Source organism: Psychromonas sp. KJ10-10 (assembly GCF_047323245.1).
Lineage (GTDB): Bacteria > Pseudomonadota > Gammaproteobacteria > Enterobacterales > Psychromonadaceae > Psychromonas.
On sequence record NZ_CP178826.1, the window covers coordinates 1,012,916 to 1,027,009 of the forward strand.

General features: G+C 38.8%; 8 protein-coding genes, 6 pseudogenes and 1 riboswitch. Of the genes and pseudogenes, 6 read left to right on the plus strand and 8 right to left on the minus strand.

The window, feature by feature from the left end; all coding sequences use genetic code 11:
* Positions 1-66 precede the first annotated feature (66 nt).
* Positions 67-1,308: a multifunctional CCA addition/repair protein gene (locus ACLKMH_RS05810; protein ID WP_413701217.1), complete on the plus strand. Its 1,242-nt coding sequence runs from the start codon at positions 67-69 to the stop codon at positions 1,306-1,308.
* A 64-nt stretch (positions 1,309-1,372) separates the two neighbouring features.
* Here the strand turns inward: ACLKMH_RS05810 and ACLKMH_RS05815 are convergent.
* The 3 genes and pseudogenes from ACLKMH_RS05815 to folB all read right to left on the minus strand — a co-directional run bounded on the left by ACLKMH_RS05815 (position 1,373) and on the right by folB (position 3,020).
* A pseudogene (locus ACLKMH_RS05815) lies at positions 1,373-2,172 on the minus strand (undecaprenyl-diphosphate phosphatase).
* A gap of 9 nt (positions 2,173-2,181) precedes the next feature.
* Positions 2,182-2,667 (minus strand): 2-amino-4-hydroxy-6-hydroxymethyldihydropteridine diphosphokinase, encoded by a 486-nt coding sequence (folK, locus tag ACLKMH_RS05820; protein WP_413701218.1) that lies wholly within the window; start codon positions 2,665-2,667, stop codon positions 2,182-2,184.
* Complete coding sequence (gene folB / locus ACLKMH_RS05825; protein WP_413701219.1) at positions 2,667-3,020, minus strand: dihydroneopterin aldolase; 354 nt, start codon at positions 3,018-3,020, stop codon at positions 2,667-2,669. Before folB ends, folK begins: the two co-directional genes overlap by 1 nt.
* A gap of 81 nt (positions 3,021-3,101) precedes the next feature.
* Here folB and plsY point away from each other — a divergent pair.
* From plsY to ACLKMH_RS05840, 3 genes and pseudogenes are all read left to right on the plus strand, one after another.
* Positions 3,102-3,703 (plus strand): annotated as a pseudogene (gene plsY / locus ACLKMH_RS05830) (glycerol-3-phosphate 1-O-acyltransferase PlsY).
* 74 nt (positions 3,704-3,777) lie between these two features.
* Entirely contained in the window at positions 3,778-4,215 is a 438-nt protein-coding gene (locus tag ACLKMH_RS05835; protein WP_413701220.1) for a c-type cytochrome, read from the plus strand.
* Positions 4,216-4,379: 164 nt separating this feature from the next.
* Positions 4,380-5,287 (plus strand): annotated as a pseudogene (locus ACLKMH_RS05840) (aldo/keto reductase).
* A gap of 31 nt (positions 5,288-5,318) precedes the next feature.
* On the opposite strand, the gene ACLKMH_RS05845 reads toward ACLKMH_RS05840, so the two are convergent.
* Positions 5,319-5,954: a LysE family translocator gene (locus ACLKMH_RS05845; protein WP_413701221.1), complete on the minus strand. Its 636-nt coding sequence runs from the start codon at positions 5,952-5,954 to the stop codon at positions 5,319-5,321.
* A 103-nt stretch (positions 5,955-6,057) separates the two neighbouring features.
* On the opposite strand from ACLKMH_RS05845, the gene mobB reads away from it, so the two are divergent.
* Positions 6,058-6,459 (plus strand): molybdopterin-guanine dinucleotide biosynthesis protein B, encoded by a 402-nt coding sequence (gene mobB, locus ACLKMH_RS05850; protein WP_413701222.1) that lies wholly within the window; start codon positions 6,058-6,060, stop codon positions 6,457-6,459.
* Between the two features lie 122 nt (positions 6,460-6,581).
* Here mobB and ACLKMH_RS05855 read toward each other — a convergent pair whose 3' ends face one another.
* The 4 genes and pseudogenes from ACLKMH_RS05855 to ACLKMH_RS05870 all read right to left on the minus strand — a co-directional run bounded on the left by ACLKMH_RS05855 (position 6,582) and on the right by ACLKMH_RS05870 (position 11,637).
* Entirely contained in the window at positions 6,582-7,217 is a 636-nt protein-coding gene (locus tag ACLKMH_RS05855; RefSeq protein WP_413701223.1) for a tetratricopeptide repeat protein, read from the minus strand.
* Positions 7,218-7,381: 164 nt separating this feature from the next.
* A pseudogene (locus ACLKMH_RS05860) lies at positions 7,382-8,147 on the minus strand (phosphoadenylyl-sulfate reductase).
* Complete coding sequence (gene cysI / locus ACLKMH_RS05865) at positions 8,140-9,843, minus strand: assimilatory sulfite reductase (NADPH) hemoprotein subunit (protein WP_413701224.1); 1,704 nt, start codon at positions 9,841-9,843, stop codon at positions 8,140-8,142. The pseudogene ACLKMH_RS05860 and the gene cysI overlap by 8 nt, the downstream one beginning before the upstream one ends.
* Positions 9,843-11,637, minus strand: a pseudogene (locus ACLKMH_RS05870) (assimilatory sulfite reductase (NADPH) flavoprotein subunit). Before ACLKMH_RS05870 ends, cysI begins: the two are co-directional and overlap by 1 nt.
* A 163-nt stretch (positions 11,638-11,800) precedes the next feature.
* A riboswitch (TPP riboswitch) is annotated at positions 11,801-11,916 on the plus strand.
* An 89-nt stretch (positions 11,917-12,005) separates the two neighbouring features.
* Between ACLKMH_RS05870 and thiC the strand changes: the two are divergent.
* Positions 12,006-13,992 (plus strand): annotated as a pseudogene (gene thiC / locus ACLKMH_RS05875) (phosphomethylpyrimidine synthase ThiC).
* The last annotated feature ends 102 nt before the right edge of the window (positions 13,993-14,094 follow it).

Consider the following 14,094-nt stretch of genomic DNA (forward strand, 5'->3'; position numbering starts at 1 on the left):
AAATTAATAGTTAGAATCCGATAGATCTCCTATAATAACCAAAATAGTTACTGAAGGGGGAAAACAATGCGCATATTTTTGGTTGGAGGCGCAGTTCGCGATAAATTATTAAATATACCCATAAAAGATTGTGATTATATGGTGGTTGGAGCGACACCAGAGCAATTAATAGCGCAAGGATTTCAGCAGGTTGGAAAGGAGTTCCCCGTTTTTTTGCACCCTCAAACGGGTGAAGAATATGCGCTTGCTCGTACAGAGCGAAAAAAAGGAAAGGGCTATAATGGTTTTAGTTGTTACAGTGGCAAAGATGTTAGTTTAGAAGATGATCTTATACGACGTGACCTTACTATTAATGCAATTGCAGAAAATGAACAGGGGGAACGCTTCGACCCTTATAATGGTATAAAAGATATCGAACAAAAAGTATTACGCCATATTTCTCCTGCTTTTAGCGAAGATCCATTAAGAGTGTTACGCGTTGCGCGTTTTGTCGCGCGTTTTTATCACCTAGGCTTTAGCATTGCTCCGGAAACATTAGCGTTAATGAGAGCCTTAAGCGAAAGCGGTGAATTAGATCATTTAACCCCTGAACGTGTTTGGACTGAAACAGAAAAAGCCTTAACCACAGAAGCGCCTCATATTTATTTTCAAACGCTAAGAGATTGTGGTGCGCTAGCGGTTCTATTTCCTGAGGTGGATCGTTTATTTGGTGTGCCAGGGCCGAAAAAATGGCATCCAGAAATAGACACGGGAATTCATACTTTAATGGTTGTTGAGCAATCTGCGTTATTGTCAGATTCCATTGCGTTTCGTTTTGCCTGTTTAGTACATGATTTAGGTAAAGCTTTAACACCAAAGGATAAATGGCCAAGTCATAAGGGCCATGGTTTTTTAGGATTGAAAGTGATTAAATCGCTTTGCAAACGCCTTAAAGTACCTAATGAGTGCCGTGATTTAGCCTTGATGGTCAGTGAGCATCATACTCTAATTCATAGTGCTCACGAATTAAGGGCGAGTACGCTAGTGAAATTAATGAATACTTGCGACGCTTGGAGGAAACCAGAACGTTTTCAGCAAATGTTGCAGTGTTGTGTTGCCGATTCAAAAGGGCGTACAGGATTTGAATTGAAGCCTTATCCAAGTGCAGATTATGTTTGGCAGGCCTTGCAAAGTGCCTTAAGCGTGGATGTGCAATCTATTATTAAGCTGGGGTTTAAGGGAGCTGAGATAAAAGAAGCGTTGTTTACGGCTCGTACTGAAGCAATTCAGCTCTACATTAACACTCAAAGGGCTCTTAAAAATCAATGATAAACTATTGATGCATAATGCCTAGTATTGGGATAGCAAGCTTGATGCCTGCTATCTTTTTGCTCTAAACCAATACATAAAAAAGTACAGCCGCTAAAATCAGGCGATAAATCACAAAGGGTAACATGCCGACTTTATTTAATAGGATAAGAAAGACATGAATACACAGAATCGCGCTAACGAATGACACACCTGCACCTAAAAATAATCCTGCCCAATCGACCTAGTTCATCCGATAAAATAAACTTAAGTAAGTCATAACCCGATGCCATTGAAATAATAGGGATCGACATTAAAAAGAAAATCGTGCATGCTGCATTACGTGTTAAACCAAGCATTAAACCTGCGGTGATGGTAATACCTGAGCGTGAGGTACCAGGAATAAGTGCTAACGCCTGTGCGAAACCAAGAATGATGGCCCCCTTAATACCCGTTTGATATTCGCTTTTAATCTGTTTAGCCTGTGAATCTGCCCACCACAGTAATAAGCCAAAGACTAAAGTGGTAATAGCAATCACATAACCACTACGCAGGTAAGTTTCAACAAGATCTTTACCTAAGAAGCCGATGGTCGCCAGCTGGAATAGTTGCCCAAATAATCCACCAAGCTAGTTTACTATCTTGGCTTTGTTGTTTCGTTTTTATCGAACTAACCCAGGCTTGCGACATATTAAATACTTCTTTGCGAAAATAGATTAATACAGTCGCTAAAGTACCTATGTTTAATACCAGATCAAAAGCTAAGCCTTGATCCTGCCAACCTAATAATACCGACGGTAGAATTAAATGAGCAGAGCTAGAAATAGGTAAAAACTCAGTAAGACCTTGGATTAAAGCGAGTACAACGATTTCAAGTGTAGACATAGGAATCCTCTAATTAATCATGACATCAATTTGCCATAGCTTTTGCTTAGTTTTAGGAAATTTATCCCATAATGACTGGTAAGTTTCATTTAAAACGGGATGTTTTAGAGATGGAGCTAGTTGTGATAAAGGTTGTAGAACAAAAGCATTAGTTAATATTTCAGCTCTAGGAAGATCAATTTCAGAGTCGATGAATTGATCATATAATAAAAGATCTAAATCTAAAGTACGGGGAGCAAATTTAATTGCTTTTTCTGGGCGCCCTTGTTGTATTTCGATGTCTTTTAACTGTTTAATGATCGCGCTAGGTGTTAAAGCACTATTGAAACCCACAACAAAATTGTAAAAGTGACAACCAGTAAATCCAACTGCTTCACTCTCATAAATAGGAGATAAAGTTATATCCCCAAAAGTCTGCTGTAATGCTTTGATGCCAAGGCGGATGTTGTTCTGCCTATCAATGCTTGAACCGATACCAACATATACCTCTGCCACTATCGTGTACCACGTTCAATTTGCACCCCTAAACTCTCAGCTTTAGGTAGCGCGCCGGGTTTATGTAAGGTGAGTCGGATCCAGGGCACTGAAAACTCTTTCATAATTAAAGCCGCAACACGCTCCGCCATGGTTTCAATTAATTCAAAATGATTTTTTTGGGCAAACTGATTGACCACTTCGGATACGCTGAAATAGTTAAGGGCAAGATTGATATCATCATTTACGGTCGCAGGGCGGTTATCAAAAGCCATTTCCAAATCAAAGTAAAGTTTTTGCTGCAATGATTTCTCCCATTCATAAACCCCAATGGTTGTGATCACTTCTAACTGCTTAATAAAAACAATATCCATTTTTAAACCCTATCGTTTAGTTATAATAGCGCGTATTATCAGAGCCGATTATTTTACCTGATTAAGAGGAAATAAGTACAAATGATTTACCTTACCACTCTTTTATTTATGATATTCGCTTATCTGATAGGTGGATTAAACGGTGCAATTTTATTATGTAAATTAAAAGGTTGGCCAGATCCTCGTACACGTGGCTCTAAAAATCCAGGAGCGACGAATATCCTACGTTTTCATCATGCTCAGGTTGCAAGTGCGGTACTGATTTTTGATCTTGCTAAAGGTACCATACCTGTTTACCTTGCTTATTTTCTTGGGTATTCCCTATACAAATTGGTTTAATTGGCATTGCAACTTGCCTAGGCCATATATTTCCGCTGTATTTTCAATTTAAAGGAGGTAAGGCGGTAGCTACTGGATTAGGTACATTACTGCCATTAGGAATGGATATGACTGGGTTGTTAATTGTTACTTGGTTATTAACAATTGCGGCTAGTGGTTATGCTTCTTTGGTCGCTATCGTGGTCGCTTTAGTCGCGCCATTTTTTGTTGAGCAGATAAAACCTGAATATACAGGAGCGGTAATTATGTTATCAATCCTAATTATTTTACGTCATTTTAGTAATATTCAACGCCTTTTACAGGGTAAAGAAAAAAATAGTGAACTGGAAACAATAACCCTATAAAAATATTGGTAGTTATAGGTAGCATGGGTATACTTAACAAAAATTCAACATACTACAACATACTATAAAGAAAAATGGAGTTCACTGTGCGACTTATTAAATCTATCACCCTATTAATTGCTTTAACCGTTAGTTTATTTAGCGCTACTGTTTTTGCGCAAACTATGGCTGAAAGTGATATTGCAGAACGTATCGCACCTGTTGGTGATGTTTATTTAGATGGCGAGATTGCAACGGCGAGTGTTGCAAGCCAACCTGAAGAGCCTGCTGGTCCTCGCTCTGGTGAGAAAATTTACAATACTTACTGTGTAGCTTGTCATGCAACTGGGGTCGCTGGTTCACCAATTAAAGGCGATGCGCTTGCTTGGGCTCCACGTATTGGTCAGGGCGAAGAAGTATTAATCCAACATGCGATTAATGGGTTCAATGCTATGCCTGCTAGAGGTACATGTATGGATTGTAGTGATGAAGAAATCGCTGAAACAGTTAGATTTTTAATTCAAGGTTTTTAATAACACTTATAAACTAAATACTCGTTTGATTTGAGCCACCTTTTTAGGTGGCTTTTTTGTTTTTTGTGAGCTGTAAATGTAACGAAATGTACAGTGGCATGCACTGCTTTGGGGTAAATGTTATAACATTATTTTAATCACAATTAACCGGTTTAGGAGTTATTATGAGTCAAGTTGAAAAGGTATTGATGGCACCAGAAGGCCCTGAGTTTTCTTCATTGGTACAGGGGTATTGGCGCTTAGGTGCTTGGAATATGACTGCTCAGGAACGTTTATCCTTTCTTAAACAACATGTTGAATTAGGCATATCCACAGTAGATAACGCCGCTATTTATGGTGATAGTGAGCAACTTTTTGGTGAAGCGTTAGCTTTAGATCCTGCAATACGCGAGCAAATAAAAATTGTTTCTAAATTTGGTATCAATGGTATTGCACCAGCTAGAGGAGAAAAGCGAGTTTCTCACTATGATAGTAGTCAATCACTCATTTTAAAATCAACGGAAAATTCATTAAAGCGTTTAGGGGTTGAACAGTTGGATGCACTTTTAGTTCATCGTCCTGACTTTTTAATGGATGTGGATGTCATGGCTGAAACTTTTGCTACTTTAAAAGCGAGTGGCAAAGTGAAGCATTTTGGTGTTTCTAATTTTAGTGCTTCACAATTTGAATTATTGCAGTCACGTTTGGATGCGCCCTTGATCACCAACCAAATTGAAATCAATCCTATTAATTTTGATGTGTTAGAAGATGGCACTTCAGATCAATTACAGCGCTTAAGAGTACGTCCTATGGCTTGGTCCTGTTTGGCTGGTGGCGATATGTTTTTTCTGAAACTGATCAAGCAAGACGTTTGCGTGGCACATTACTTGAGTTACAAAATGAATTAGGGGCTAATTCAATTGAGCAGGTAATATTTGCCTGGGTATTAAAACATCCCTCTAACCCTGTTGCTTTAATCGGTTCAGGAAAAATCGAACGTGTTAAAGAGACAATAGGTGCATTAGGTCTGCAAATGTCCCGTGAGCAATGGTATCGCATTTGGACTGCATCTAAGGGACATAACGTCGCTTAACTTCATAGTTTTAAAGCTTCATTTTGAAGCTTTAAAACAGTTTAGATTCCCACAATAATTTGCCTGCAAAAATTAATATGACTGAGCCCATAATTCGTTCGAAAATATAGCCATGGCTGACAAATTTTGCTCGAACCTTCTGTTGGGAAAAGAAAATAGACACTAATGAAAACCATAAAAAAGTAGTTAATACGACCCAAAAAGCATAAATTATTTGCACTGTCATTGGCGTGTTTATATTGACGACTGTTGTGAAAATAGCCAAAAAGAACAAGGTCGCTTTAGGGTTTAGGACATTTGTCATGACACCTAGCATAAATGCTTTTTGATGATGACGAGGGTTATGGTCAACTTGCATTTCATTATTAAGTGAACTATTCGCCTTGCTCGTTAATAATTTAAAGGCTAAAAAAGACAAATAGCAGATCCCTACTATTTGCGCGATTAAAAATCCAATTTCAGATTGGGTAATAATAAAACCTAATCCTAACAGGGTATAAAGCATATGCACGGCAATACCTGCACCAATTCCGGCACTGGTTATGAGTGCTGTTTTTCTATCAAAACTAATACTTTGACGTACAATAACTGCAAAATCTGGCCCTGGGCTCATGACGGCCAGTAAGTGGATCAGGGTGAGCATTAAAAATTCATTGAGATAGGGCAATTGTATTTCCTTGATAATGGTTAAACACAATAATAGTATCGTAAAAACTATATTTAATACAATTGCTACAATATAAATCCTAATTTTTTCATAAGGTTATATCATGTCAGAACTTAGTGCTTTCCCTGTTCCGTTATTAGGTTTTGTCGCCTTTAGTGGTACAGGAAAAACAACATTATTAGAAAAGCTTATTCCATTATTGTGCGAGCAAGGGGTAAATGTCGCCTTAGTAAAGCATAGCCATCATAATATTGAGTTGGATAAACCAGGCAAAGATAGTTACCGATTACGCAAAGCAGGTGCCTGCCAATTGCTTTTAGCAGGCACTGAGAGAGCATTATTGTTTCATGAATATGGCCAAAAAGAAGATAGAAAGTTAATCGATCAATTATGCCTTCTTGATACACAGAAATTGGATTTAGTGTTAGTTGAAGGCTATCGAAATGAAAGCTTTAATAAAATTGAGTTGCATCGAATGGCTTTGAATAAACCTTTTTATTCCTGAATGATGCCTCAATTATTGCCTTAGCCTGCGATGAACAGCAAACAGATTGTGCATTACCTCAACTAGATATTAATGACCCAGTTCAGTTAATGCAGTTTGTCCTTAATTATTTGAAATAACGATTAGATAACTACTACCTTCGCTTCTTTAACGATATGTTCAGGCATTTTAGTGGCCAGTTCATCTAACATTTTTTGGATTTTTTGATGGGTTGTTTTATTGCTTACTACTGTATGAAATAGAGCACTATAAGCATCCTGATAATCAACTGGGCTACCATAACCTTCGTTTAGCATACGCACATAATTAATTTTGGCATTTAAAAAACCCTGCAAAGTCGCTTCTCGGTAATAAATAAGGGCGCGCTCTTTATCTTGCTGAACTAATGTCCCTTTTTCATAATAACGACCTAGCTGTTCAATAGCGGGTAATAAACCTTGTTTCGCGGATTGTTCAATGTAATGCATGCCAAGTGGTGCATTGCGATCTACACATACTCCCCAAGCTAACATGTCACCCCATAGGTAAACATAGGATGGTTCGGCAATTTTTAAGGCATGTGCTTTGATATCATCAACCAACTGACATTCGTCTTTCTTAACACGTTGTAGATGCTGGTTGTTATGAATTAATGCGGTCAATTCATCCTGCGTATAAAGCTGTATAACTTCATAATCACCGTAGTAGGAGCTTTCATTACTATTAGCAAATAATGATGTGATGGAAAGGAATACAATTGCCAGTGCTTTCTGGTTCATAATCTGGGCCTTTTTAATATCATCGATTTCTCTATTAACTAAGTATCGGCCAAATTTGACAATTCTTGAAATTTTTTTAAAAAAAGCCCTCGCTAAGCGAAGGCTAATAGATATGCAGACTTTTAGTAAATTAGGCTTAAATAGTCGCGCCCTTGTAGTTATATTTAAATACCACTACCTTGTTGCTCTGTTTCATCTTCGTGTATGCCACATTCACGCTTAAGTCCAAAGAAACGAGTATCTTCTTCGCTCATACCGACTTCAAGTGGACGCGATGTTTGTACATCTCCGACGGAAACATAACCTTGATCCCATAATGGGTGATATTCAAGTCCATGCTCTTTCAAGTAATAAAAAACATCTTTATTACTCCAATCGATGATTGGTAGAAACTTAAAACAACCATTTTGGATGCTTAACACGGGTAAATCACCACGCGTTGATGATTGATCGTGACGTAATCCAGAGAACCATGTTTTCGCATTGAGTTCTTTTAATGCGCGTTTCATCGGCTCTACTTTATTGATTAGATTATACTGTGTAATTCCATCAACACCCTAGTTCCCAAAGCTTGCCATAACGTGCTTCTTGCCAAGCAGTGCTAATTTCGGCACTGTAAATTTTAAGGTTTAGATTAAGTTGTTTGGTTAACTTATCAATAAACTGATAGGTTTCAGGAAACAGATAACCTGTATCGGTTAGGATAATCGGTGTATCTGCTTTTACCTGTGTCACTAAATGTAAACATACTGCCGCTTGAATACCAAAGCTAGATGATAAAACAAACTCGCTTTCGAGGTTTTCAACAGCCCATTCAACACGTTGTTTTGCTGTTTTAGTTTCAAGTAACGCGTTAACTTCAGCAAGAGCTTCAGTACGTTGCGCTTTATCTAAGGTTAATAGATATTCAAGTTCGAGTGTTTTAGTCATGGAAATCCAAAGTCGCAATCACCACTTCTGCAACAATACCCGTACGGATAACAAAGTCACCGAAACATTCATCTTGTTCACGCTCTGTTGCCCAACGACCAATTAATTCGTCAAGTACTTCTACAATCGTCGCTTCATCAATGTTTTCTTTATACATTTTTGGCAAACGAGTACCGTTGGTATTACCACCTAAATAAAGGTTATAACGACCAGGTGCTTTACCAATTAAGCCAATTTCAGCTAACATCGAACGACCACAACCATTTGGACAACCGGTAATACGTAGGATAATTTTATCCTTTGCAATACCGTGTTTAGCCAACAAACCTTCAACATCATCGGTTAAACCTGGCAAGTAACGTTCAGCTTCTGCCATTGCTAACGGACAAGTTGGCAGGGCAACACAAGCCATAGAATATTTACGTTGATCCGTTGTACCGTCATCAATTAAACCACATTCACGGGCCATTTTTTCAATCAGATCTTTTTGTGATTCTTCAACTTCTGCAATCACTAGGTTTTGGTTTGCTGTCATGCGGAAAGTACCAGTGTGTACTTTTGCAATTTTGTTCAAACCAGATTTTAATGGTTTACCATCAAAGTCTAGGATTCGTCCATTTTCAATAAATACTGTTAGGTGCCATTTGTTATCAATACCTTTAACCCAACCAATACGATCGCCACGTTCAGTAAACTCGTAAGCACCTGGCTCAGCAAAAGTAACACCAGAACGTTTTTCTACTTCTGTTTTGAAGGTTTCAATACCATGTGTTTCAAGGGTATATTTAGTACGAGCATGTGAACGGCTAACACGGCCACCTAAGTCACGTTGTGTTGTCACAACCGCTTCAGCAACTTCAATTACTTTATCCGCAGGAATAAAACCAAAATCATCTCCTAAACGCGGGAAAGTAGTTTTATCACCATGTGTCATACCAAGACCAGCACCAACGACTACGTTATAACCAGTAATTTTTGCATTGTCGCCTTCACCATCAATAATCGCCACAAAATTCAAGTCATTAGCATGAATATCAACGTCGTTGTACGGTGGTAATGCCACTGCAATTTTAAATTTACGTGGTAAGAAAATATTTTGGTAAATCGGCTCATTTTCTTGTGTATCTAATACTTTTTCACCATCTAACCAAATTTCAGCATAGGCGTTACTTTTTGGTAAAAAGTGTTCACTAATTGCTTTTGATAGCTCATAAATCTCAGTGTGCAAAATTGATTGCTCTGGATTTGAAGTACAAATAGTATTACGGTTTACATCACCAGCTGTGAAAATAGCATCGATATTTGCCTTAAACTTAAGCTCTTGGAAAACCGACTTAAGGTTACGCTTGAAAATACCGTGGTATTGGAACGTTTGACGCGTAGTAATACGGATACTACCTGCATCTGTCAGTTCACTCGCAACGCGATCAACCTCTAGCCATTGTTGAGGTGTTAATACACCACCCGGTAAACGAGCACGTAAAAGGAAAGAGTATAAAGGCTCTAGTTTTTGCTTTTTACGTTCAGCACGGCGGTCACGGTTATCCTGTTGGTATAAACCATGGAATTTAACCAGTTGTACTTCATCAGAAGGGAACGAACCAGTCGTTGTATCGTTTAACCCTTCAACCAATTTTCCACGCAGAAAATTACTTTCAATTTTAATGCGTTCGTTATCATGTAATTTCTGGCTCATTAGTAAACATCCCTCTGGTAACGTTTTGCTTTGCGTAATTCATTTAATTCTTGTTCAGCATCATCAAGGCTCTTGTTACCTTGTTCGCTGATAATTTCGATCAGTGCTGTATGCACATCTTTAGCCATTCGGTTAGCATCACCACATACGTAGAAGTGAGCGCCGTCCTGCAACCACTGATAAACATCAGCCGCATTTTCTTTTAAACGATCTTGCACGTAGATCTTTTGTTCTTGGTCACGAGAAAAAGCTAAGTCTAGTTTTGTTAAAAGACCTGATTTTAAGTGTGTTTGCCATTCAACTTGATATAAGAAATCTTCGTTGAAGGTTTGGTCGCCAAATAATAACCAGTTTTTACCCGTTGCATCGGTTGCTTCGCGTTCTTGCATAAATGAACGGAAAGGCGCAATACCAGTACCTGGGCCAACCATAATGATTGGTGTTTCTGGGTTAGCTGGTAGGCGGAAGTTATGGTTGTCTTCAATAAAGACTTTTACTTCGCCACCTTCGTCAAGACGATGATTTAAGAAGCCTGATGCGCCACCTGAACGTTGTTCACCATCTTTACTTTCAAATAAAACAGAACCAACGGTTAAATGCACTTCTTCTTCAACTTCCGTTTGGCTTGATGCGATTGAGTACAAACGCGGACTAAGTCGACGTAATAACGCCAGGAAGTTCTCTGCTGTCACTGCATCATTGCCAGTTTCAGTGATAACATCAACAATTTGTGTATTGTTAGCAAAATCGCGTAGCGCATTTTTGTCATTAACTAGTTCAAGTAATTCTTTGTTGTTAGTCAGTGTTGCATAACCTTCAACAAAAGCAGGGTGTGTACCTGTGAGTTCGTAAGATGAAATCAAAGCTTCACTCAGTGAAATTGTTTTGTCATCAACAGTCACCTCTGCATTTGCATCAAGGTTTAGTTTGCTGATGATTTGAGCAACTAAAGTGGCATCATTTTCAAACCAAACACCAAGTGCATCACCGGCAGTGTAGCTTAAATCAGAACCTTCTAAATCGATTTCGATATGACGCACATCTTTAGCTGATTGATCACCAGTAATTTTTTGGCTAACTAAAAGGCTTGCTGTAAAAGGGTTCTTTTTATCGAATTTGTTAGCAGTGCTAGCTGATGCAAAAGAAGCCACTGGAGCGCTTGCTACGCCACCTTTTTCAAGTGTTTTTTCAACTTCAACTAATGCATTTTCAATCCACTCTGTAGCAACTTCGTCGTAATCCACATCGGCATCTAAACGCTCAAGGATAATTTCGCCACCTAGATTGCTTAGGCGTTGCTCAAAGTCTTTACCTGTTTGACAGAAAAATTCGTAGCTTGAATCACCTAATCCTAACACTGCAAATTTTAAACTATCTAATTTAGGTGCTTTTTTAGTGGCTAAGAATTCATGTAGATCAATGGCATCATCAGGAGCTTCACCTTCACCGTTAGTACTCGCAACGATAATAAGATGGCTTTCATCTTTAATGCTTTTAACTTTGTAATCCGCCATAGAAACAACACGGTTTGCGATGCCTTTTGCATCAGCAAGCAACACCAAGTTGCTCGGCAACGCCTTTAGCGTTACCTGTTTGTGTACCGTATAAGATAGTCAGGCTTTGGCCTGAACTCACTGTTGCTTGTGCGCTAACTGGTGCTTGACTTACACCTGCTAAGTAACCACTTACCCATGCTGTTTGCATTGGGTCAAGTCCTGCCATCGCTTGCCGCAGTTGAGACAATTGCAACTCAGAGAGGGGCGAAGTTAATGCCGAGAGATTCGATAATGCCATGAAACTATTTCCACTATTAGTAAAGATGGCGCCAGTCTACTCCTCCGTTTTGCAACAACAAAAGAATTAAACGGGCTTTTTTATAACAAAATGGAATTAAAGACCCTTATTTTTACAGGGAGTGACTTATTTGCAATCACGATTTATATCAGTATATACTGCGCACATCTTGTCGGAGTGCCCATATCTTTTTAGAGAAAGGGCTGAGACTGCAATTATGCAGGATCCGTGGAACCTGAATAGGCTAATACCTACGTAGGGAACAAGTAGAAAAGATCACAGCCTCGATCTTTTTAGCTTCCACAAAAATTCGACAAGCACTCTTTTTTATAACTTCTTATATTATTAAGATAAAGGTAAAGATTGCTATGTCTAAAGAAATAAATTCAACATTAAAAACCACTGACCGTAAAGGTTTATCTCGCCGTGAAGCGCGCCAAGTCGCACAGGATTATATTCAGAACCTGAATAATGAATCCTACCCTAATTCAGAAAAAATATTTATTGATGGTGAAATTCACCCTATCAAAGTGGCAATGAGACAAATTCATCAAACAGATACCTTTGTTGGTGGTAGCGAAGAAAATCCCATTTTCGAAAAAAATGAACCTATTCCTGTTTATGACACATCAGGCCCTTATACTGATCCTAATACTAAAATTGATGTGCATGCTGGATTACCTAAGTTGCGTGTCGCTTGGATTGACGCACGTGATGATGTTGAAACATTAGACAGCGTTACTTCTAATTTTGCGCAAGCAACGTTTAGCCGATGATTCTTTAGATGATTTACGTTTTGCTAATTTACCTAAGCCATTACGTGCTAAAAAAGGTAAGTGTGTAACGCAAATGCACTATGCACGTCAGGGGATTATTACTCCTGAAATGGAATATATCGCCATTCGTGAAAACCAAGGACGCGAGCGTATAAAGTGCGAAGCATTACATTTTCAACATGCCGGTCAGAGTTATGGTGCAAACCTTCAAAGCAAAATCACCCCTGAGTTTGTGCGTAAAGAAGTAGCAGAAGGGCGTGCAATCATTCCTTCAAATATCAATCACCCTGAATTAGAACCGATGATCATAGGGCGCAACTTTTTAGTTAAAGTGAATTCTAATATTGGTAATTCATCTGTTAGCTCATCTATTGAAGAAGAAGTAGAAAAGCTAGTTTGGTCAACGCTTTGGGGTGGCGACACAGTAATGGACTTATCAACGGGTCGTAATATTCATGAAACCCGTGAATGGATAATGCGTAATGCACCTGTGCCTATTGGTACAGTTCCTATCTATCAAGCGCTTGAGAAAGTAAATGGTGTAGTAGAAAATCTAACTTGGGAAGTATTCCGAGATACTTTGATTGAACAAGCTGAGCAAGGGGTGGATTATTTTACCATCCATGCTGGTGTTTTATTACGCTTTGTACCTATGACAGCAAAACGAGTCACTGGTATTGTATCGCGTGGCGGTTCGATCATGGCAAAATGGTGTTTGACCTACCATAAAGAAAATTTTGCCTACGAATATTTCCGTGAGATCTGTGAAATTTGTCAGCAGTACGATGTTGCTCTGTCTTTAGGTGATGGTTTACGCCCAGTGTTTCGGTTGCTGATGCCAATGATGAAGCACAATTTTCTGAGTTAGAAGTGTTAGGTGAATTAACCAAAGTTGCCTGGGAATATGACGTACAAGTGATCATTGAGGGCCCTGGCCATGTGCCAATGCAAATGATCAAAGAAAACATGGATAAACAGTTAACAGAATGTTTTGAAGCACCTTTCTACACTTTAGGGCCATTAACAACGGATATTGCACCTGGTTATGATCATATAACTTCTGGTATCGGTGCCTGCTCAAATTGGTTGGTATGGCTGTGCAATGTTGTGTTATGTGACACCTAAAGAGCATCTTGGTTTACCTAATAAAGATGATGTAAAAGTAGGTTTAATTACTTATAAAATTGCGACTCACGCCGCTGATTTAGCGAAAGGACACCCTGGTGCACAAATTCGCGACAATGCATTATCAAAAGCACGCTTTGAATTCCGTTGGGAAGATCAATTTAATCTTGGCTTAGATCCAGTTACCGCGCGTGAATATCATGATGAAACCTTGCCTCAAGAGTCTGGCAAAGTAGCCCATTTTTGTTCTATGTGTGGCCCTAAGTTCTGTTCAATGAAAATCACTCAGGATGTGCGTGATTTCAGCGATAAACTCGAATCTGGGGAAATCAGTATTAAGATCCTAGACGAGACAATCACTATGTCAGCAGAGCAAGGAATGGCCGCCAAAGCGAAAGAGTTTAATGAATCAGGGGCAGAGATTTATCAGCCACCGGTTTTAGATAAAGCTTAGGGGCAGTTTTTAGCTATTAGCTGTCAGTAAAATCAAAAGCTAAGGGCAGTTTGTAGTCATCAGCTATCAGTTTTTAGCTCTCAAAAAAATCAAAGTATTGGA

Bases quoted from the DNA above. Each gene is read 5' to 3' on its own strand.
- ACLKMH_RS05810 (WP_413701217.1), top strand. From the start codon at position 67: ATGCGCATATTTTTGGTTGGAGGCGCAGTTCGCGATAAATTATTAAAT.
- folB (WP_413701219.1), bottom strand. From the start codon at position 3,020: ATGGATATTGTTTTTATTAAGCAGTTAGAAGTGATCACAACCATTGGG.
- ACLKMH_RS05855 (WP_413701223.1), bottom strand. From the start codon at position 7,217: ATGAACCAGAAAGCACTGGCAATTGTATTCCTTTCCATCACATCATTA.
- cysI (WP_413701224.1), bottom strand. From the start codon at position 9,843: ATGAGCCAGAAATTACATGATAACGAACGCATTAAAATTGAAAGTAAT.
- mobB (WP_413701222.1), top strand. From the start codon at position 6,058: ATGTCAGAACTTAGTGCTTTCCCTGTTCCGTTATTAGGTTTTGTCGCC.
- ACLKMH_RS05835 (WP_413701220.1), top strand. From the start codon at position 3,778: ATGGAGTTCACTGTGCGACTTATTAAATCTATCACCCTATTAATTGCT.